Raw genomic sequence first — 19,490 nt, forward strand, 5'->3', positions numbered from 1 at the left:
GTCTATTCCAACTGGGCGAGGGGCCGGGACGGAAGAACACGAGGATCCAATGAGCGAATTGCGGCCGGGCGAGGTGATCGCCGGGTATGTGATCGCGCGTCGGATCGGCGCCGGGGGATCGGGTGTGGTCTATGCGGCCCGCCATCCCCGGTTGCCGAGGCTGACTGCTTTCAAGGTGTTGAAGCGCGACGAGTACACGGTGGACGACGACGCCTGGCGGCGGTTCGAGCGCGAGGCGGAGATCGCGGCGCATTTCGATCACCCGAATATCGTGCAGATCTACGATCGCGGGCTCGGCGATGACCGGTTGTGGATCTCCATGCAGTACATCGAGGGCACGGATGCGTCCGCGCTGCAGGGTATTTCACCGCAGCGGGCGTTGCGGATCATCACCGAGATCGGGGCCGCGCTCGACTACGCGCACGGCAAGGGCGTCCTGCACCGCGATGTGAAGCCCTCCAACATCCTGCTCGCGGCCCCGGACAACGGGCGTCCGGAGCGCGCGTTGCTCACCGACTTCGGCATCGCCCGCCTGCACGACGAGACCACGGCTCTCACTCGCACCGGAAACATCTCCGCCACTTTCGCTTTCGCCTCCCCGGAGCAGGTGTCGGATCAGCCCGTCGGCGCGCAGTCCGACCAATACTCGTTGGCCTGCACGCTTTTCGTGCTGCTCACCGACCAGCGCCCGTTCGCCGCCACCAGCCCGCTCGGCTGGGTGCACGCCCACACCATGAAGCCTCCGCTGCGGGTGACCGAGGTCCGCCCCGACCTGCCGTCCGCACTGGACGCGGTGCTGCAACGCGCCCTGTCGAAGGAACCGCACGATCGCTTCCCGACCTGTATGGAGTTCGCCGAGGCCGCGTCCCGCGCCTACTACGGCGACTCCGACACCACGGTCACCCCGCCCGCGGGGATTCCGGCGGCACAGGACGAGACCACGCAGGTCACCGCGCCGCTGGGTGCCATGGCCACCGGCGCGACAGCCGAGCCGCCGCGAAAAGCGCTGCGGCTGCGCCTGTTCCGAAACCGGGTACTGATTCCCGCCGCGGTGGTCGTACTGGCCGCCGCCGGTGCGGGGACCGCGTTCCTGCTGCGTGACACCACACCGCCCGCACCGACCAGCGTCCCCGACAAGTTCCTCGGCACCTGGCTGGCCACCGAGGGAAAGACCAACTACCGGTTGGTGATCCAGCAGGGCAGGCCGGGCGACGCGGTGCTGTCGAGTCGCGTGGACGGGGTGCTCGGCAACGGCTCCGCCTTCCACTGCGAGTTCTCCGCCCCCTTCGACGAGGTGCCCGCCGGCGGTGACCGCCTGCTCGTCGGCCAGTCCGAGGTTGTGGCGGGCACGCCCGCGAACGCCTGCCGCGCCAATGCCCCCACCACGCTCAATCTGCTGGACGACGGCCGCATCAGCCGCAAAACCGATGTGAGCGGCCTGATCACCTACACCCGCGCGGATGCGCTGGCGCAGTCCTGGAACGCCGAGCACGCCGCCATCGCGCAGGCGTTCCCGAGCCTGGTGGGCAAGCTGGGTGCGAACGGTCGCTCGACGGGCTGGCAGGGCGCGTCCTGTCTGGCCCGGGATCCGAGCGCCACCGATGCGGCGACCGCGCAGGGCGCGCACCGCATCCTCTGCAATCCCACCGACGACACCGGTCAGGTGCGCTTCGACATCTTCGATTTCGGTTCCCGCCCAGCGCGTTCCGCCGCCGATATCTTCTTCGAGGGGCAGGCGGGCACGAAGCCGTTCGCGCACCGCGATGTCGCCGGTGAACTGACGATCCTCACCGAGCGCGGCATCGATCCGGCCGCGCAGCGCGACAGCGATTCCCGGCGCATCCTGACCGCGGTCACCTTCCCCGACGGTGATCCGCGGTCCCGGTTCGTGCTCGTCGTGCGCTGGCCGGACCACACCGTGAACGAATTACTCGACACCTGGCTGGCCGCCGCACCGTTGAGATAGCCGCGCGCCGAGCCGGATTCGCGGTGTCCCGGGTTCAGGCGCGGTAGCGCATGAGCACCACCCCGGAGCGGAACACCCGCGCCTCCACGAGCCGCAGCCGGGGCAGCATGATTCCGCTCGGGAACAGTCGCGCACCCCGTCCGAGCACCACCGGATGCTGGAACAGCCGGTACTCGTCCACGAGCCCGGCCGCCGCCAGCGAATGCACCAGCGTGATGCTGCCCGTGCACACGATGTCCTCGCCCGGCATGGATTTCAGCAGCCGGATCTCATCGGCGAGCGGGCCGCGCAGTACGGTCGTGTTCTCCCATCCGGGATCGCCCAGCGTCCGCGACGCCACATATTTCTCCACCTTGTTCAGGTAGTCGGCCACCCCGGTGGTGTCGTCGGTCTGGATGGGCCAGTAGCCGCGCATCTCCTCGAAGGTGATGCGCCCGAACAGGACGGCGTCCGCCGCTTCGAACTGTTCCCGTACGGCTTCCACCTGGTCGCTCTCGTCGGGCCCTTCGGCCACGGCGAACCAGCCGCCGGTCGCGTCGATCACCCCGTCGATGGTGATGTTCTCGGTGACGATCAGATCTCGCATGTCGAGCCTCCGAATCACATGGTCGGTCACCGACTAGGACGGGACGGCGGAGCCGAACTCATCGTTCGATGCGGAAGAAATCTGTTCTGCCAGTTCAGCAGGGGTTTATGCGAGTCCGCGCACATCCCACAGCCAGACGCCGTCGACCTGGCGCGCGGATATGCCGAGCAGTTGGTCCACGGTGGCGCGCAGGACATCCGCCTTGTCGGTGGGCGGCAGCACGACCACATCGGCCCGCCAGTACCGCAGATCGTCGAGCGCCTGCTGCTGGTCCGCCGTGGTGATCACCGGCACCGTGCCGGTCTGCTGGGCCTTGATCAGCAGGGTCGCGGTGGGCCGGTTGTCGGGGCCGTAGTGCCCCTTCCTGTCGGTTCCGGTCGGGCCGACGAAATATCCTCCGGCGAGTGGGAATTCGAATCCGGAGTCGGCCTGCCAGCGCAGGGCGCGCGCGTCCGGGGGAGTGGGCGGGGGCGCGATCACCACGGAGCCGCCCGAAACGTACTGCCGCACAGTGCCATCGGTGAAGAAGGCGGGGGTCGCCGGTCGCTGCACCACCGGGAGGATGGTCGGCGTGAGCGGCAGCAGGGCCAGGGTCAGTGCCGCGAACCAGCCGAGCGGCCGCCAATCCACCGGCGCGTCCCGCCACCGGTTCGCGGCCCGCTGGGTGGCCACCGCGAGTATCGCCGCGATGGCCGGTATCGCGGCCATGGTGAGCCGGGATTCCAGCACCGTGTTCAGCAGCGGCACGGATTCCAGCCGGTGCCAGGGTAATTCGATGCCGGTGTCGTCCTTGCCGATGACCAGGGTCGAGCCGAGCGACAGCAGGGTGAACACCGCGATCACCGCGGCGGCGGCTCGCACGACGCGGTCGCGCCACAGGAATGCGACGGTCACGGCGACGAGCAGCAGCAGCGGCCAGCCGAAGTACGCGTTCTCCTCGGTCGGATTGATGGCCACGTTCTGCCCGTGCAGCAGCAGGCCGCCGAGGGATTCGGACGGGAACTGGAACAGCGCCTTCAGATCGTTGCCCATCGGCCCGTGATCGATGGACCGATACGACTGCGGGCCGAAGAACTGCCACCACAGCGGAATCACGGTGAGCGCCATGGTGATCAGCGCCGCGGGCACCAGCGTCCGCAGCGCCGTCCGCACGGCGTGCAGCCCGGCGCGTGGGGACGGCAGGTGGTAGACCAGCGCGAAAAGTCCGAACGCGAGCGCGAAGATCAGCAGTGGTTCCTCGCCGAGTGCGATCTGCGCTGCGACCAGAAGTCCGAGCCCGAACACGTCGCGCAGTCGTGCGCGCTCCCGCCGGGCGACCCGGATGATCAGCTGCGCGATCACCGGAAGCAGCGCCAGCGCAACGAAATTCGGGTGCGCGTTGGCGTGCGAGATCATGGCCGGCGCGAACCCGCAGAACAGACCGCCCACGGCCGCAGCCGGTTTCGACTCGACCAGTTCCCGGGAGAACAGCCGGTACCAGGCGAAGGCGGTGCCGGACAGGCCCAGCGTGAGCACGAGCACGAAGGTGACGGTCGGCCCGAACAGCAGCGTGACCGGCGTGAGCGGAACGCCCACCCCGAACATGGCGGTATTGGCCATCATGTTCACGCCGTCGGGGAAGTTCTGCAGGTTCGTTCCGAGCGGATTCTCCAGGTGTGCCACGCTGTGCGCGGTGACCGCGAAGAACCACTCCCACATGGTCTGGTCCTGGCCGCTCTTGATCAGATACCCGCTGCCGGGGTGCCGCCACTGCCCGGACAGCACTGTCACGGCAAGCGCGAGATAGCCGAGGGCGACGACCGTATCGGTGCGCGCGGATCGCAGTCGCGTCGTGAGCCGTTGTCGCCGTGTGCGGCCGGTGTGCGTGGTCGGCCGATCGAGTACCTCTGCCATCGCCCGGCCACGCTAGTGCGCGCGGCTGAGAGCCTGCTGGCAAGTGGATGAGTTATCCCGAGCAGGAAGGGTTATCCACAGAAACGGGCCCGAAATCTGTGGATGAAGGCCCGATTCTGTGCATAACCGAGGCTTGTCTCGTTGTCCGCTATAGACATTCGTGACCTGAGCCACACGATGTCAGCGGCGCACCACGACCGTGAACGGCCCGATGTCGGTGATCTGGAAGCGCGGATCCTCGAACAGCGCCTTGGGGAACGCCACCGTGAACCGCTTCACGTTCGGATCGTTCGGGTACACGTCCTCGGACAGCCGCAGCGTGTATCGATCGCCCGCGTCCCGGAATACGAACGCGTCGGGAGCACGCCACGGGCAACGCTCCAGCGCCGCGATCAACTCCTGCGGCGTCTTCAGCTCCGCCCAGCGTTTGATCTCGGCCGTGCGGCCCGGGAAGTCCGCCAGCGGATTCGCGTAGTGGGAAGTCAGCGCCTGGAAACCGTAGTACGGGTAGATGGCCAGGAAGCTCGTATCCGCGGTCAGCACAACGCTCTCGTCGCGCGCCCGCCCGGTCTGCTCCCGCAGCGTCGCGTCGATCTTCGCGTAGTGCGAGACCGCCGAGGGCGGACGCTTGTCCGCGCGCACTCCGTCGCCGTCGGTGTCGGTGTAGGCGGTGGTGATCTCCGCGTCCAGCACGTGCGGGATCTCCTGGCTGAACGCCACCGCGCCCAGCACCGCGATCGCCGCCACCACCGGCCGCATCCGCGCGGGCTCGTGCAACACCTGGTAGACCGCGCGCGCACCCTCCACGAATCCGAACGCGCCCGCGGCGGCCAGCAGCGCGTACAGCAGCGGCTCCAGCCGGAACGACAGCAGCGTGGTGCCCGCGGCGGTCGCGGCCATGGACAGCAGGCACCACAGGTACACGGCCAGCACGCCGACGGTCAGCGCCTGCGCCCGCCGCGAGCTCCCCACCCGCAGCACCAGCCACACCGTGCCGACCAGGCAGAATCCGCCGATCAGGCTGACCTCGAACATGGGCAGCGGCAGCTCGGACCCCGGCTCGGGCAGATAGTGGAACGCGGACCCGCCGCTGAACGAGGCTTTGCCACTGAGGAAGTCGAGCAGGAACGGCGTCCACACCGTGAGGGCCAGCAGCCCGGCGAGCGCGCCGATCGTGAGGAGCCGCGCCAGAATCGGCCACAGCACCGCCCACCCGCCGGGCACCGGTTCACCGGGCGTACTCGCGTCCCCGACCTGCCCGCCCGCCGTACTCCGCGCCGCCGCGTCTCGATGCCGCTGGGTGCGCAGCGCCAGACGGCGTTCCCGCAGCATCAGCGCTCCCGCGATCACCGCCATCAGGCAGACCGAGAACACGGCCACCACGAAATACAGCGTGTAGAACGCTGCGGCCAGTCCGAGGTAGAGGCCGACGCCGACGGCCGCGCCCCAGCCACCGGCCGTGCGCGCCGTCGTATCCGGCTGCGTCCCTTCACTTCCCGCGAGCAGCGTCCGCGCCGCCAGCCCGGCGGGCCGGTACAGCGCCCCCCACGCCAGCACCATGACGGGCGCGAACAGCAGCACCAGCACCGCCCCGTACGCCTCGGGTGCACCGTAGGCCAGCGTCACCGCCGTGGTGGCGGCTGCCACCGGCACCGCCCAATCCGCGCGAATAAGCTTGGACCACAACACATAAGCGACAACGGCGGCGACAGCGAGCGCGATGATCGCGTACGGCTTGAACGCCTCCCACCCCGCCATCCCGGTCAGACTCGCGAACCGCCCCCCGAACCAGAACCATCCCGCCGGATAGAACGGCGGCAGATCGACGTAGTTCATATCGTGCAGCGCGGCACTGTCGGTGAGCCGCGTCAGATACTGCGTCCGGAACTCCTGATCCACCGAAAGCCCGAACAGATACAGCTTCGTAGCGGCCAGCGGCATCCCCAACGTCACCGTCACGAACGCCGAAAGCCCGCCCCAGGACAGCAGTTTCACGGCCCACGGCCACTTCCGCACCCGGATCAGCACGGTCGCGCCGACCAGCATTCCCAGCGCCACCACCTGCCCGACGGTGGTCAGCGCCCGCAGCACATTCGACGAATTGAACGCAGGCCACTCCACCGTCGAGAACGCCACCAGCCCAACGCCCGCCACCACCGCCGCGACAACCGCACCGGCGACCGCCTCCCCGGCAGCCCCACCGACCTGCCGCCGCAACAGCGTCATCCGGCCGCTAGCCTGTTCGCTCATTCGCACTCCGCCTCCGGCTTCCTGTCCATGGACCGTGCACCGCTGCGAAGCCTAACGAGCCTTCTGGAGAACAGCCGTACCAGCCGTGAGACGACCCCATCACGCGCAGAATGTACACATGGAGCGGCAGGAAGACGCGGACAAGGCGCGCCAAGAGTATCTGATCCAGTGCGCGGTTGCCGATGAACCGGATATCGACTCCGAATGGTTGGAAGCTGTGGCTCTGGCGTTGCTCGACGACCTCTGATGCCTATGGAAACGGAGTCGGCGATTCCAACGGTCCATCGTGGACGTTGCGCTGCCGCAGCTCGGTTGCGAGCCGCGCTGCCGTGACGAAGTCCGAATCGTCGTGCACGACAATGAGACCGTGATATGCGGCTGTCGCGCAGATCTGCAGATCGACAGCGGACAGGCAGCGGTGGGAGCCGTGCTCGGCGGCGCGGTGCTGAAATCCTGAGATCCACAGACCCGCCGATTTGGGGACCGGGGCATCGCTATAGAGCGCATCGAACATTCCGCAGAAGGTGGAGTACTCCTTCACATTGCGTGCAGATCGCAAGAACTCGGCTCGCTGTGGATAGCAAGAACGCAGCTCGCCGTCACTTGCTGGAGCTTGCCACAGCTCCATAACCGCACGGTCTCTGAGGATGCGCCAGAGCGCAGAGGAATCGAGCAGGTATCCGATCACCGCGCTGGTGGCTCCTTCTCTGCCTTGTGAGCAGCCTCGGCTCCTTCGATATCCCAATCCTGAGCCAGCTTGTAGTAATGCTCGTACGCAGCAGCGCGCGACAATCGCTTGTTGTAGTCGCGCAGCGCGGCGGCGACTGCCGCCGTTTTGGTTCGGTGCCCGCCTAGCTTGCGTGCTGTTTCCAGCGCGTCGTCGTCGATCTCGATGTGGGTCAGTGACATCACCAGCCTCCTGTACATGAATGGGCGGTTCTGACGCCAATAATTGTACATTCGGTGTGTGGTTGGGTACGCAAAACTGCCGCACCCTCGACGGGAGGGAGCGGCAGTTATCGGTGCGTGTGGCCGGGGGCTAGACCGGGAGGCGGCGGAAGATCACGCGGGGGATGTGGCGCAGGATCGCCATCACTACGCGGATCTGGCCGGGGGCCCAGACGATTTCCTTGCCCTTCTCGGAGGCCGAGACGGCGAGGGTGGCGACGTCCTCCTTGTTGATGGTGAGGCCGTTCTCCTTGGCGTGGGCCGACAGCTTGGTGCGGACCATGCCGGGGCGGATCACGGTGACGCGCGCGCCGTAGGGGGCGAGCGCCTCGCCGAGGCCGAGGTAGAAGCCGTCCAGGCCGGCCTTGGTGGAGCCGTAGACGAAGTTGAAGCGGCGGACGCGCTCACCGGCCACCGAGGACATGGCCAGGATGCGGCCGTAGCCCTGGGACTTCATCTTCTCGCCCAGCAGCACGCCGACGGAAACCGCTGCGGTGTAGTTGATCTGGGCCATCATGACGGCCTTGCGCTGGTCCTGCCAGAAGATCTCGCCGTCCCCGTCGATGCCGAAGGCGACGATGGCGATGTCGACGTCGCCGCGCGACCACGCCTGGTCGACGACCTTGGGGTGGCTGTCGGTGTCGAGCGCGTCGAAGTCCACGACCTCGACCTCGGTCGCGCCCGCGGCCTTGGCGGTGGCCACGGCCTCGTCGCGCAGCGGGTCACCCGGCAGGGCGGCCAGCACGACGCGGGCGGGCCCCTTCTTCAGGTACTCGGCGACGATCGCCAAGCCGATCTCCGAGGTGCCGCCCAGCAGCAGAATGGATTGCGGGTTTCCTACCGCATTGATCACTGAAGCTCCAGCCTTCTCGCCATATCGGACATGAAAACGCCTGTGGGATCGACATTTCGGCGGATCTTGATCCACTCGTCGATCCGGGGGTACATCTTGTGGAAGGTCGCCGCGTCGGTGCGCGAGTCCTTCGCGGTGTACAGCCGTCCACCGAATTCCAGTACCCGCCGATCGAGGTCCCGAACCAATTCGTTCAGGCCGGGGCGGACCGGGAAGTCGACGCAGATGTTCCAGCCCTCCATGGGGAAGCTCAGCGGGGCCTGGTTGCCGGGGCCGAAGAACTTCAGCACATTGAGCGCCGAGTACTGCCCGGACTTCTGGATATCGATGATGATCTTTGTGAATTCGTCCAGCGCCTCGGGCGGCAGCACGAACTGGTACTGCACGAAACCCGCAGGTCCGTACGCCCGATTCCACTCCGAGACCACGTCGAGCATGTGGTAGAACTGCGTCAAGTTCATGATCTTGCCGGTGTAGTTGCCGCCCAGCGCGTAGTACGCCTCCCCGACCATGCCGAGGGTGTACTTGTTCGCCGAGATGCTCGGGAAGATCGGCGGCACCGTCAGCAGATTCGGGGCGTCGAACTTGAGCGGGTTGCGGCGCAGCTTCTTCGGCAGCTCGTCCAGCTTCGCCAGCCGGCCGCGAGATACGTTGGCGCGCCCCAGCTTCGGCGGACCGGAGATGACGTCGAACCAGGTCGAGGAGTACGTGTAGTTCTCCTCCGAGCCGTCCTTGTGCACGGCGATGGTCTCGTCGAGGGTGTGCGTCTTGATGCCGTCGGAGATGAAGTACGCCGTCTCGGTGGGCGTCATCTCGATGGTGGCGCGCAGGATGATGCCGGTCAGGCCGTTGCCGCCGACGGTCGCCCAGAACAGCTTGGCGTTCTTCTTCGGCGTGATGTGCTGCACCTGGCCGTCGGCGGTGAGCAGGTCGATGGACCGCACATGATTGCCGAACGAGCCCGCGCTGTGATGGTTCTTGCCATGGATATCGGAGCCGATCGCCCCGCCGACGGTGACCTGCCGGGTGCCCGGCAGCACCGGAACCCACAGCCCGAACGGTAGCGCCGCCTTCATCAGCTGGTCGAGGCTCACGCCCGCGTCCACGTCGACCAGGCGGGAATCGCGGTCGATGCGGTGGATGCGGTTCAGCGCCGTCATATCGACGACCAGGCCGCCGGCGTTCTGCGCGTGATCGCCGTAGGAGCGGCCGAGGCCGCGCGCGATCACGCCGCGACGCAGGTGCGCGGGCTTCGAGTCGTTGTCCTCGGCGACCATGGCGACCGCCTTGGCGATCAGCTCGGGGTCACTGGTGGAGAGAACTTCGGAAGTGGTGGCTGCGGTACGACCCCACCCGGTGAGCTTGCGGGTCTGCGTCGGCAGCTCGAAGGAGCCGCTCGAAGCTGTGTCCGCGCCCTCGCCCGCCGGAATCTTCGCGGCGGCGGCCGTGGTGGTGGTCTGAGCTTTCGTGGACATCGGGATAGAGGCTACAGGCATAACCGGTTCGCGGCTTGTGTCCTCAGTCCCTGGCATCGCCCCAAGTCGATGTGGCATTACTCTCGTGCGTTGTGACCGCCGCGGAACCCCATCTGCCCCTCCCGCCCGAACTGCCCCTGGTGGACGAGCCGGGCGGAACGGATGTCGACCTCAAGACGCAGATGATCCGCTTCATCCTCACCGGTGGTTTCTCCGCCATCGTCGACCTGGGGCTCTACACCCTGCTGTTCAAGGTGTTCGGCGTCCCGCTGCCGGTGGCGAAGTCGATCAGCTTCATCGCGGGCACGACGACCGCCTACCTGATCAACCGCCGCTGGACCTTCCAGGCCGAGCCGAGCCGCAAGCGCTTCATCGCCGTGATCGCCCTGTACGCGGTCACCTTCGCGCTGCAGGTGGGCATCAACCAGATCTGCTACTACGCCATCCCGGACGACTGGGCCGAATCCGTGCGCCTGGTGCTGGCTTTCGTTGTGGCGCAGGGCACAGCGACCGTGATCAACTTCATCGTCCAGCGAGCGGTGATCTTCAAGATTCACTAGTGCTCGACGAGGGCGCGCGCCTCCGCCTTGGCGTGGAAGTAGTCGCCGCCCTTGGCGCGGACGTTGTCGGTGCCCCACTGGCGGGACTCGCGGGCGGCGGGGACCAGGTGGGGGATGTGCTTGCGGCAGTGGATGTACGCCTCTTCGATGTCGACGACGACCCAGCGTTCGGGGTGGCGGCCGCGCTCGTTCTGCGCGGGGAGGTCGGCCACGCAGCGGCGCATGAGGGCGTCGTCGACGATGCGGGCGGTGCCGTTGATGTGCAGGCCGATGAGATCGCGCACGAAGTCGATCATGAGGATGCCGATGTGCGGGTTCTCGAGCATATTGCCGAGGCTCGCCATGACCCCGTTGCCGCGGTATTCGGGGTAGGCGACGGTGCGGTCGTCGACCACGTGCAGGAAGCCGGGGGTGCCCGCACGGAAACTGGAATCGCATTCGCCGTGTTTGTCGGAGGTCGCGATGAAGGCCATATCCATGCGGCGGATGAAATCGATCATGTGCTCGTTCAAGCGATCCCGGACCTGATCGTCGTAGAACCGGTTTGCTCGTTCCTCGGTGCTGTACCGCTGCTGGAGTTCCCGCTCGCCATCGCTGCCGTTTCTGATACCGGGCATCGAGCCCCCTCTGGTAGCTGAAAACCGGATGGAACAGGCTGGGCCACGAACTTCGGCCATCCGAAATCCTATACGGTTTGGCTATTTTCGTGTGCCGAATGCGGGGATCGGCCCCATAACCGGAAGAATGCTGCGACCCTCACCGCGCTTTGCGTGCCAGCAGTCCGCGATCGAGCACCGTCACCGCGCCGCGGCTCAACCGCACCACGCCCAGCTCCTCCAGTTCGCGCAGCACCTTGTTGGCGGTGGCCCGGGTGGTCCCGGCCATGGACGCCAAATCCTCCTGGGTGAGCCGGATTTCGGCGGGTCGCCCGTTCTCGTCGCCGTACACGCGGGCCAGGTGGGTGAGCCTGCGCAGCACCCGCGTCTCCACCGGCAGGTACAGCGCCTCCAGCACCGAAGCCGACAAACGGCGCACCTGCGCGGCCAGTGAGGTGGTCAGAAACCGTTCCACCTGAGGGTGTTCCGCGCGCAGGCGCTCCAGCTGGGCGCGGTTCAGGGTGAGCGTGGCCGCGTCGGTGACGGCGACGATGGTGGCGGTGCGCCGGGCGTCGGGGCTCAGCAGCGCCTGCTCGCCGAACATCTCCCCGGGGCCGAGGATGGTGAGGGTCGCGGTGTGCCCCAGGGGTGTGGTGACCCGCACGATCAGGCGTCCCGCGGTGATCAGGTGCAGGCAGTCCCCGGGATCACCCTCGTGGCAGACGATGTCGCGGCGGCGGAATCGCCGCGGCGTGCAGGCGGCGATGAACTCCCGCTGCTCGTTCGGTGAAAGCGCGTCCAGCAGTTCGAATTGCGTCACCCCGATACCTCTCCGGTCTCGTGCCTCACTGCAACGCGACCAGTCGGTACACCGTCACGGGCAGGCTCTTCCCCTTGATATCGAAATCACCCAGGCATTCCGTATCCGCCACCGCGCCGAGCCGTTCCCGCGTCAGCGGACCGACCACCACGGTCCCCGGCTCGGCCAGCCCCTCCAGCCGCGCCGCCAGATTCGTCGTATCCCCGATGGCGGTGAAATTCCGCATCTCCCGCGCACCCACATTGCCCACGATGGCGGGCCCGGTGTTCACCCCCACCCGGAACGCCGGCCACTCCACCCCGTGCGCCCCCGCCCGCTCCCGCACCGCCGCCGTGGCCCGCTGCAGCGCCAGCCCGGCCCGCGCCGCCCGCACCGCGTGATCATGCTGCCGCACAGGCGCATTGAAGATCGCCATCACCGCGTCGCCGACGAACTGCACCACGGTCCCGCCCTCCGCCAGAATCTCCGGCACGATGGCCCCGTAGTACGTGTTCAACATCCGCATCACCTGCACCGGCCCCGCCTTCTCCGAGAACGGCGTGTACCCGCGCAGATCCGCCATCAGCACGCTCACCTCGTGCACCTCGCCGCCCAGGCCGGCCTGCGAGGGGTCGGCGAGCAGCGCGGTAGCCACCGCCGGCGACATGTACGACCGGAACAACCCATCCAATTGCTGGTAGAGCCGGGCGTTCTCGAGCACCACCGAGGTCTGCGCCGCGAACGACCGCGCCACCGCCTGCTCGGCCGGACCCAGGCTGTCGCCGTTGTGCGCGCCGTACGCGGCCAGCACCGAAACCGGCTCCGGCGCAGCGGGTGCGGCGGTCACCGGCCGCCAGCCGAAGCCGCGCCGGACCGGTGCGGGCGGCGCGATGGCTACGGCGCCGGGGCGGGTCAGCTCGAGTACGCCGGTATGAATTCCCTTGACCGTCAGGGGAAACGCGTACGCGTTGGGGTTGGGCGGGCCACCGTCCTCGAAGATCAGGCGGCCGCCCGCCAGCATGCCGATGCGGACGCTGTCCTGTTCGAAGGCGGAGCCCGCCAGCCGCTGGATCTCCGAAACCAGCTGGCGCTCACCACGAATCACGCTGGCGCGCTCACCCACCGCGACCAGCGCCCCGAGGCGGCGAACCTGTTCACGCTCATTGCCGAGCGCGCGGGCGCTCTGCTGGAGTACCGCGAGCTGGCGTTCGGTCAGGCCGAAGCGGCGCGAAAGACGCTGCCCCACATCGCCGAGCGGTTCGTCGGCGGGCACACCACCGGCGGCCCGCTGGGAGAGCGCGGTCATCATCTCCTCGAGCGCGTTGGCGTAATCCCGTTCCATGGCGGCGACCGTGCTGCGCAGGGTCACGCTGTCGAACAGGCCGCGCGCCGAACCCTCCCGCACGAAGGTGCGGTGGGTGCTGATCGCGATGAGCGCGAACGCAGCGCCCAACAGCACGTGCCACTCCCACCAGCTGATCTTCCAGCTGCGCCCGAAACCGACCGCGAACAGCGCCTCGGCCAGCAGCAGGAAGGCGGTGAGCACGCTCAGCACCACGATGCCGCGATTGCGCCGGTACAGGATCGCGTACCGCACGGCCGCCACCAGATAGCAGGCCGCGCCCACGAAGACCGCCGCCACCAGCGGCCCCTGCACCTCGGCCGGATCGGCCTCGGCATCGAAGGGCGGCACCCGGGTCAGCGACAGCAGCGCCCACACCGACATGACCGTGATCGGCAGCGCCGCGAGCACTCCCGTGTACCTGTGGATGCGCGCGTCGGGCGCGTACTCCACCGCCGAGGCCAGCGCCGCGAACCCGCCCAGCACCATGCCGACCGGCACCGCCGTGGTGAATCCGACATTGGCGGAGGGCAGGATGATTCCGGGGGTGGCCAGCGCGTGCAGGGCCAGGAATCCGGCGTTCAACTGGAACACCAGCGAGACCAGGATCAATCGCATGTCGCGGTGCGCGCGGGCGGCCCGCAACAGCAGCACGCCCAGCGCGAGCGACAGCACCGCCGCACCCAGGATCAGCCAGAAATGCACGCCCTGATGCATGTATTCGTGGTCCAGGTGCGGGTTCCGGACCAGCACCAGCAGCCCGGCCGCGGGCAGCGCGACATGCACCGCCCACACCGCTATTCGGATAGCCGACATACCCTCACCAGGTTCAAGCGGGCGTGAGCGTCACCGGCACGCCGTTGAACACGGCATTCCCGGACGGCGCGTCCACGAGCGAATCATCGGTCAGCACATTGGCGTTCACACCCGCGTGCGCGCGTGCCACGGTCTGCGCGCTGTCACCGTGGCCCCAGCCGTGCGGCAGGCTCACCACGCCGGGCATGATGTCCTCGGTCGCCTCCACCGGCACGGTCAGCGTGCCCGCGGCGGATTTGACCACCACCTCCCCGTCGATTCCGAAGCGGGCCAGGTCATCCGGGTGGATATGCAGCGTGCACCGGTTCGATCCGCCCACCAGCGGGGCCACATTGTGCAGCCAGCTGTTGTTGGACCGCAGCTGCCGCCGCCCGACCAGCACCATCTCGGGTGCACTGTCCCGCAGTCGATCCCGCAGCCGCGCGACATCCTCCAGCAGCTGTGCGGGCGCGAGCTCCACCCGCTTCGACGCGGTGCGCAGCGCACCGGGTAGCCGGGGCTGTAGCGGACCGAGGTCGATACCGTGCGGATTGTCCAGCAGCACTTGCAGATTCAGCTGACCGCCGGTCCACTCCCCGTACGGCCCGAGTTTCAGCATCAGGTCGATGCGCTGTTCGGTGGTGTTCTCGCCGAGCAGTTGATCACGCCGGTCGGCCATTCCGGCCTTGTGCAGCGTTCCCGCGATGACGATCTCGTCCACGACGGTGAGCGGATCCAGTCCGGGTGCCGGCTCCTGACCGCTCACCGCGAGGGCGAGCCGGGCCAGCACCTCCGCCTCGGAGATCTGCTCGCCGAGCGGCACCGCCGGGCGCGAGTACCGCGCGTAGTTGTGCACGGCGAAGTTGAGCAGCGCGAAGTCGTAGTGCGGGGCCTGCACGATGCGCGGCGGCGGCAGGATCACGTCCGCGTGCCGGGTGGTCTCGTTCAGATAGCGGTCCACGCTGACCATGAATTCCAGCCCGGCGAAGGCCGCGTCGAGCCGCGCGCTGCCGGGCGCGGAGAGCACGGGATTGCCCGCCACCGTCACCATGGCCCGGATCTGTCCCTCGCCCGGCGTGCTGATCTCGTCGGCGAGGGTCGCGACCGGGAATTCGCCCATGGCCTCGGGCAATCCGCGCACCCGGCTGTTCCAGCGTCCGGTGCGGAAGGGCCGGCTGCGCACGATCCCCAGCGCCGCGCCGTTCGCGAACATGGCGCCGCCGGGAGAGTCGAGATTGCCGGTGAGCACATTGATCACATCCACCAGCCACTGTGTGAGCGTCCCGAACTCCGCGGTGCAGGTGCCGATGCGCGCGTAGACGGCGGCGGTGGGCGCGGCGGCCAGCTCCCGGGCCAGCCGGACGACCGTGTCCGCGTCCACCCCCGTGCGCGCCGCCACCTTCTCGGGCGCGAATTCCGCTGCGGCCGCGCGCACTTCGTCGAGTCCCTCGACCTCGACCCGCACCGTCGCGAGGTTCTCCGCGAACAAGGTGTGCACGATTCCGAACAGCAGGTAGGCGTCACTGCCGGGCCGGATGAACAGATGCTCGTCCGCCAGTTTCGCGGTGCGGGTGCGCCGGGGGTCCACCACCACGAACCGTCCGCCGCGCTGCTTCAACGCCTTCAGCCGTCCGGGGAAATCCGGTGCGGTGCACAGTGATCCATTGGATTCCAGCGGATTCGCCCCGAGCATCAGCAGATAGTCGGTGCGATCCAGGTCCGGCACCGGCACGGTGAGCGGATCGCCGAACATGAGCCCGCTCGACACCTGCTTGGGCATCTGGTCGGCGGTGCTGGCGGAGTAGAGGTTGCGGGTGGCCAGCGCGCGGATGAGCAGCGGCGCGTACAGCGCCCCGGCGACGGTGTGCGCGTTGGGATTTCCCAGATACAGCCCCACGGCCTGGTTTCCGTGCGCGGCGGTGATCTGCGGTAGCCGCTCGCGGATGATCCCGAATGCCTCATCCCAGCTCACCGCCCGCCAGGCGCCGGTGGCCCGGTCCCGCACCATGGGCGCGGTGAGCCGGTCCGGATCCTCGTCCAGATGTCCGAGCGTGGCCCCCTTGGGGCAGAGGAATCCGCGACTGAACGGATCTGCCTGATCCCCTCGTATGGAAGTGATGTGATCGGCGCTGTCCAGGGTGAGCTCGAGTCCGCACACCGCCTCGCAGAGCGGGCAGGTGCGCAGCACGGTGCGGCTGCTGTCCGTGACGGGGGTCATACCTCATCATCGCCCGGGACGCGGAAAGGCGAAACAGCAACGGATAATCGCCGCGTCACGTCGCTTGTCGGCCACGGCCGGATACGGATCCGGCCACGATCCGCCGCACGCCGAATCCGTTAACAGCGTTGTGTCGGCTCCCCGACACAACTGGTGTTCCGGTGCGGACAGACGGTGAACCCGCGCGCGAGCAGGCTTGTGACATGCGGTTTTTGGAGCGAACACAAGCACTGGACGCACTGCGCGGAGCCTGGCAGGACGTCGCGGCGGGCACCGGATCGGTGGTCGCCCTGACGATCGGCGGCGAGCCCGGCCTCTTCATCCGCGTGGGAGACGCGCCCCCACCCACCCCTACGGCCAACCCCCACAATCTCACCGGCAGGCAGCGCGATGTCCTCGACCTGCTCTGCGCCGGGCTCACCAATGCCGAGATAGCCGAATACCTGGTCGTCTCGGTGCGCACGGTGGACCATCACGTCTCCGCCGTTCTGCGGAAACTCGGCGTGACCAACCGCCGCGCGGCCCGAGCCCTGGTGCTCGGCAGCCGGGTGGCCGCACCGCTGCGTCCCACCGGCCACAGCGGTGGTCCCAGAGCGGCTGTCCCGCACCGCAATCCACGCTCGCTGCGGGTGGCCTGACACGGCCCGGAAAACCGATCGCCACCGGGCTCCATGCCCGGTGGCGATTATTTTGCAACGTTTCTTGCGCATACGTCGAAAACCCGCGAGCGCCGGGGAGCGCTCGCGGGTTTCGAGGTATTCGGGACCGAGCAGTCAGGAAGCCATGCGCGCCCGCTGCGGCACGCCCTTGGCGGCGGCACGGACAGCGGCGCCCAGCGCCACGACCGGCGGCACCCAGCGCGCCTCGGAGGGCGCGACGCCCCAGTTGCACTGCCCGGCCGGACCGGCGGCCATGCGGCTCGGCGGCAGCGGGATGCCCGCGCCGTCGGTGTAGACGACCGCGCCGGCGGCGCGCAGCGCCTCGATGGCCATGGCGGCCTTGCGGACGCCGGTGACGATGTGGATTTCACGACGCTCGGCGCCCGGGATCTCGATAACCGGACCGGTCATGCCGTTCGCGCGGAGGAAGCGGCGCACGAACGCGGCGGTCTCGCCGGTGACCTCGATGCCCGCGATCTCGTCGTCGGTGATCAGGCAGACGCCATTGGCGGTTTCGGCGACCGTCCATCCTCGCTGCTGGTACTCCTGCGCAGCCGAGCTGACGGAAGACGAAAACGTCGTACGCACTGGTTTCTCCATTCCCCGGTAGATCTAGATCCTGCTCTGTGCGGGGTATCGGAACCGGACGTCTGATCCGTTACAGGTTCTTTTTCCCGCGTTATCTGTTCTACTCGACAAAACAGACCGCTTGTCATTGGAGCTGTCCCCCAAGTGACGGTGACGTTTCTGAGACGCTGAAGTGTCGGGCGGTTCTGCCTGCGACAACGCCGTCACGAGAGCTATCGCGCCGGGGGTGGCGGTTCGTAACGCGAATCCGGGGAAGTGTCCTAGAACACACCCCGGACCTCTGTCCCGGACGGTCCATGAGCGGTGAGACTGCGCATGGCCGAAAAGGTCTGCGGGGAGAGGAGATCGTCGCCATGGCCGATCAATCGGGAAGCGGTGCAGCCGAACTCGAGGAGTTGGCGGAGTACGAGGCCGAAGGACGCTGGGCCGCCTTCAAGGACGCCGCGACCCGGCGCATGTCCCGCCGCGCCGCCGAGGAGGCCGCGGTCGAGGAACAGACGGTCGAACCCTTCGCCAGCCCAAGCGCTTTCGGCTCCTGGGCGAAGGACGCCACGCGAGCGCTGCTGGATGTGCAGTTCCAGCGCACCGCCACCCGTACCCTGCTGCCGCTCACCTACGTGCTGGGACTGGTGGCCGCGGTCGCGGTGCCGATCTCGATCACCGTGCTGCTCTGGCGGCTGTCCGGGGTGCTGGCGGTGCTGTTCGCGGTGCTGCTGGCCGTCCCGCTGGGTCTGACGATCGCGGCCACCGTGCGCCTGCTGCTGGAATTCGTGCTCAACGCCTCACGCCTGGCCACCCGGGTGGAGCACATCTCGGAAATGGGCGACGATCTTTTCCAGGCGCTCTCGGATGTGGCGGAGCCTGTCAGTCAGCTGTCGGAAGACGTTCGCTCCGTGCAGTTTTGGCGCTACCGCAGGCGGCCGTCGCGAAAGTGACGGCGGCGCAGACGAAGATCATATACGCCGGTCCGGCGCGCGCGTTCGTAGAATCACGAACCCTGTTGTGCAACAATCCGAATCGCACACACACAAGGGGGATTGATGGCTTTACCGCAGGGGATTACCGGGTCCACCATGCCGCGCCGACAACTCGGCCGTCACCTGCGCGATCTGCGTAATCGCGCACGGATGACGACCCGGGTGGCGGCGCAGCGACTGGAATGGTCCGAGGCCAAGATCTGGCGTATCGAGACCGGTCAGACCTCGTTGCGCAGCCTGGACGTCGAGGCGATGTGCCGGATCTACGGTGCGCCCGAGGACGCCATCGAACCGCTCACCGCCCTGGCCAGGGAAACCAAGGCGCGCGGCTGGTGGACCGAGTTCAGCGACGTCATCGACGAGGGCTACGAGGTCTACATCGGGCTCGAGGAGGCGGCCGCCAAACTCACCACCTACGAGAACGAGCTGGTCCCGGGCCTGCTGCAGACCGAGGCGTATATGCGCGCGGTGCTGGCGGACGCCTATCCCGGCATCTCGCCGGAGCAGATGGATCGCCGGGTGCGGGTGCGCACGGCGCGGCAGGGGCTCATCACGCGCGCGGAGAACCCGCTGCAACTGGACGTGGTCATCTCCGAGGCGGTGCTGTGGCATCGCATCGGCGGTGAGGACGTCACCACCGGCCAGTTGGACCGGCTGCGCAAGCTCGCCGACCTGCCCAATGTGCGGCTGCGCGTGGTGCCCGCGGAGTGCGGGTATCACCATGCCATGGATGCCGGTCGGTTCGTGCTGCTCGAATTCCCGTCCGCCGCGGGCGATCCCACCGAGCCGCCGGTGGTGTACGTGGAATCGCTCACGGGCGCGGCCTATCTCGACAAGGATCACGACGTCGAGCGCTACCGGGACGCGTTCACCGCGGCCACCAAACTGGCCGTCGACGCGCAACCCACGATCGAGACCATTCGCGACTCGATCTGAGTCTCCGAAAACATCGGGGCCGCAGCGTATTCGCGCTGCGGCCCCGATG

At 67.9% G+C, this 19,490-nt stretch carries 18 protein-coding genes; 6 read left to right on the plus strand and 12 right to left on the minus strand.

The annotated features are described in order from the left end of the window. Window positions 1-49 precede the first annotated feature (49 nt). Window positions 50-1,966, plus strand: coding sequence for a serine/threonine-protein kinase (locus JK358_RS03065; RefSeq protein ID WP_201943259.1), 1,917 nt, complete (start codon window positions 50-52; stop codon window positions 1,964-1,966). 34 nt (window positions 1,967-2,000) lie between these two features. Here the strand turns inward: JK358_RS03065 and JK358_RS03070 are convergent, their stop codons facing one another. The 3 genes from JK358_RS03070 to JK358_RS03080 all read right to left on the minus strand — a co-directional run bounded on the left by JK358_RS03070 (window position 2,001) and on the right by JK358_RS03080 (window position 6,695). Then, on the minus strand, window positions 2,001-2,552 hold the full coding sequence (locus JK358_RS03070; RefSeq protein WP_201943261.1) for a dihydrofolate reductase family protein: 552 nt from the start codon (window positions 2,550-2,552) through the stop codon (window positions 2,001-2,003). 105 nt (window positions 2,553-2,657) lie between these two features. Further along, window positions 2,658-4,445: a DUF6541 family protein gene (locus JK358_RS03075; protein WP_201943263.1), complete on the minus strand. Its 1,788-nt coding sequence runs from the start codon at window positions 4,443-4,445 to the stop codon at window positions 2,658-2,660. Window positions 4,446-4,625: 180 nt separating this feature from the next. Next, a complete protein-coding gene (locus tag JK358_RS03080; protein ID WP_201943265.1) occupies window positions 4,626-6,695 on the minus strand; it encodes an arabinofuranosyltransferase in 2,070 nt (689 codons plus the stop codon). A 118-nt stretch (window positions 6,696-6,813) separates the two neighbouring features. On the opposite strand from JK358_RS03080, the gene JK358_RS39825 reads away from it, so the two are divergent. Further along, window positions 6,814-6,942, plus strand: coding sequence for a hypothetical protein (locus tag JK358_RS39825; RefSeq protein ID WP_269811710.1), 129 nt, complete (start codon window positions 6,814-6,816; stop codon window positions 6,940-6,942). A 3-nt stretch (window positions 6,943-6,945) separates the two neighbouring features. Here JK358_RS39825 and JK358_RS03085 read toward each other — a convergent pair whose 3' ends face one another. The 4 genes from JK358_RS03085 to dprE1 all read right to left on the minus strand — a co-directional run bounded on the left by JK358_RS03085 (window position 6,946) and on the right by dprE1 (window position 9,971). Then, on the minus strand, window positions 6,946-7,383 hold the full coding sequence (locus JK358_RS03085) for a PIN domain-containing protein (protein ID WP_201943267.1): 438 nt from the start codon (window positions 7,381-7,383) through the stop codon (window positions 6,946-6,948). Beyond that, complete coding sequence (locus tag JK358_RS03090; RefSeq protein WP_201943269.1) at window positions 7,380-7,604, minus strand: type II toxin-antitoxin system VapB family antitoxin; 225 nt, start codon at window positions 7,602-7,604, stop codon at window positions 7,380-7,382. The genes JK358_RS03085 and JK358_RS03090 overlap by 4 nt, the downstream gene beginning before the upstream one ends. 130 nt (window positions 7,605-7,734) lie before the next feature. Next, a complete protein-coding gene (gene dprE2 / locus JK358_RS03095) occupies window positions 7,735-8,496 on the minus strand; it encodes a decaprenylphospho-beta-D-erythro-pentofuranosid-2-ulose 2-reductase (RefSeq protein WP_201943270.1) in 762 nt (253 codons plus the stop codon). Further along, entirely contained in the window at window positions 8,493-9,971 is a 1,479-nt protein-coding gene (dprE1, locus tag JK358_RS03100; protein ID WP_201943271.1) for a decaprenylphosphoryl-beta-D-ribose oxidase, read from the minus strand. The genes dprE2 and dprE1 overlap by 4 nt, the downstream gene beginning before the upstream one ends. Window positions 9,972-10,063: 92 nt before the next feature. Here dprE1 and JK358_RS03105 point away from each other — a divergent pair, with 92 nt between their 5' ends. Continuing rightward, window positions 10,064-10,531 (plus strand): GtrA family protein, encoded by a 468-nt coding sequence (locus tag JK358_RS03105; RefSeq protein WP_307817258.1) that lies wholly within the window; start codon window positions 10,064-10,066, stop codon window positions 10,529-10,531. Here the strand turns inward: JK358_RS03105 and JK358_RS03110 are convergent. The 4 genes from JK358_RS03110 to JK358_RS03125 form a co-directional block, all read right to left on the minus strand. Continuing rightward, window positions 10,528-11,148 (minus strand): pyridoxamine 5'-phosphate oxidase family protein, encoded by a 621-nt coding sequence (locus JK358_RS03110; protein ID WP_201943272.1) that lies wholly within the window; start codon window positions 11,146-11,148, stop codon window positions 10,528-10,530. The two genes, JK358_RS03105 and JK358_RS03110, sit on opposite strands and share 4 nt — an antisense overlap. Window positions 11,149-11,287: 139 nt before the next feature. Next, on the minus strand, window positions 11,288-11,947 hold the full coding sequence (locus JK358_RS03115) for a Crp/Fnr family transcriptional regulator (RefSeq protein WP_201943273.1): 660 nt from the start codon (window positions 11,945-11,947) through the stop codon (window positions 11,288-11,290). Window positions 11,948-11,972: 25 nt separating this feature from the next. Beyond that, window positions 11,973-14,084, minus strand: coding sequence for an adenylate/guanylate cyclase domain-containing protein (locus tag JK358_RS03120; protein ID WP_201943274.1), 2,112 nt, complete (start codon window positions 14,082-14,084; stop codon window positions 11,973-11,975). Window positions 14,085-14,097: 13 nt separating this feature from the next. After that, window positions 14,098-16,281: a molybdopterin-dependent oxidoreductase gene (locus JK358_RS03125; protein WP_201943276.1), complete on the minus strand. Its 2,184-nt coding sequence runs from the start codon at window positions 16,279-16,281 to the stop codon at window positions 14,098-14,100. A 203-nt stretch (window positions 16,282-16,484) separates the two neighbouring features. Between JK358_RS03125 and JK358_RS03130 the strand changes: the two genes are divergently transcribed. Continuing rightward, window positions 16,485-16,919: a helix-turn-helix domain-containing protein gene (locus JK358_RS03130; protein WP_201943278.1), complete on the plus strand. Its 435-nt coding sequence runs from the start codon at window positions 16,485-16,487 to the stop codon at window positions 16,917-16,919. 135 nt (window positions 16,920-17,054) lie between these two features. On the opposite strand, the gene JK358_RS03135 is transcribed toward JK358_RS03130, so the two are convergent. Next, a complete protein-coding gene (locus JK358_RS03135; RefSeq protein ID WP_307817259.1) occupies window positions 17,055-17,528 on the minus strand; it encodes a PHP domain-containing protein in 474 nt (157 codons plus the stop codon). A 353-nt stretch (window positions 17,529-17,881) separates the two neighbouring features. On the opposite strand from JK358_RS03135, the gene JK358_RS03140 reads away from it, so the two are divergent. Next, entirely contained in the window at window positions 17,882-18,463 is a 582-nt protein-coding gene (locus JK358_RS03140; RefSeq protein ID WP_201943283.1) for a DUF4282 domain-containing protein, read from the plus strand. A gap of 105 nt (window positions 18,464-18,568) precedes the next feature. After that, window positions 18,569-19,441 (plus strand): helix-turn-helix domain-containing protein, encoded by an 873-nt coding sequence (locus JK358_RS03145; RefSeq protein WP_201943285.1) that lies wholly within the window; start codon window positions 18,569-18,571, stop codon window positions 19,439-19,441. The last annotated feature ends 49 nt before the right edge of the window (window positions 19,442-19,490 follow it).

This window comes from Nocardia acididurans, assembly GCF_016741815.1.
Taxonomy (GTDB): domain Bacteria; phylum Actinomycetota; class Actinomycetes; order Mycobacteriales; family Mycobacteriaceae; genus Nocardia; species Nocardia acididurans.

Bases quoted from the DNA above. Each gene is read 5' to 3' on its own strand.
- JK358_RS03075 (WP_201943263.1), bottom strand. From the start codon at position 4,445: ATGGCAGAGGTACTCGATCGGCCGACCACGCACACCGGCCGCACACGG.
- JK358_RS03090 (WP_201943269.1), bottom strand. From the start codon at position 7,604: ATGTCACTGACCCACATCGAGATCGACGACGACGCGCTGGAAACAGCA.
- JK358_RS03065 (WP_201943259.1), top strand. From the start codon at position 50: ATGAGCGAATTGCGGCCGGGCGAGGTGATCGCCGGGTATGTGATCGCG.
- JK358_RS03110 (WP_201943272.1), bottom strand. From the start codon at position 11,148: ATGCCCGGTATCAGAAACGGCAGCGATGGCGAGCGGGAACTCCAGCAG.
- JK358_RS03080 (WP_201943265.1), bottom strand. From the start codon at position 6,695: ATGAGCGAACAGGCTAGCGGCCGGATGACGCTGTTGCGGCGGCAGGTC.
- JK358_RS03120 (WP_201943274.1), bottom strand. From the start codon at position 14,084: ATGTCGGCTATCCGAATAGCGGTGTGGGCGGTGCATGTCGCGCTGCCC.
- JK358_RS03070 (WP_201943261.1), bottom strand. From the start codon at position 2,552: ATGCGAGATCTGATCGTCACCGAGAACATCACCATCGACGGGGTGATC.
- JK358_RS03125 (WP_201943276.1), bottom strand. From the start codon at position 16,281: ATGACCCCCGTCACGGACAGCAGCCGCACCGTGCTGCGCACCTGCCCG.
- JK358_RS03140 (WP_201943283.1), top strand. From the start codon at position 17,882: ATGGCCGATCAATCGGGAAGCGGTGCAGCCGAACTCGAGGAGTTGGCG.
- JK358_RS39825 (WP_269811710.1), top strand. From the start codon at position 6,814: ATGGAGCGGCAGGAAGACGCGGACAAGGCGCGCCAAGAGTATCTGATC.
- dprE1 (WP_201943271.1), bottom strand. From the start codon at position 9,971: ATGTCCACGAAAGCTCAGACCACCACCACGGCCGCCGCCGCGAAGATT.
- JK358_RS03145 (WP_201943285.1), top strand. From the start codon at position 18,569: ATGGCTTTACCGCAGGGGATTACCGGGTCCACCATGCCGCGCCGACAA.
- JK358_RS03130 (WP_201943278.1), top strand. From the start codon at position 16,485: ATGCGGTTTTTGGAGCGAACACAAGCACTGGACGCACTGCGCGGAGCC.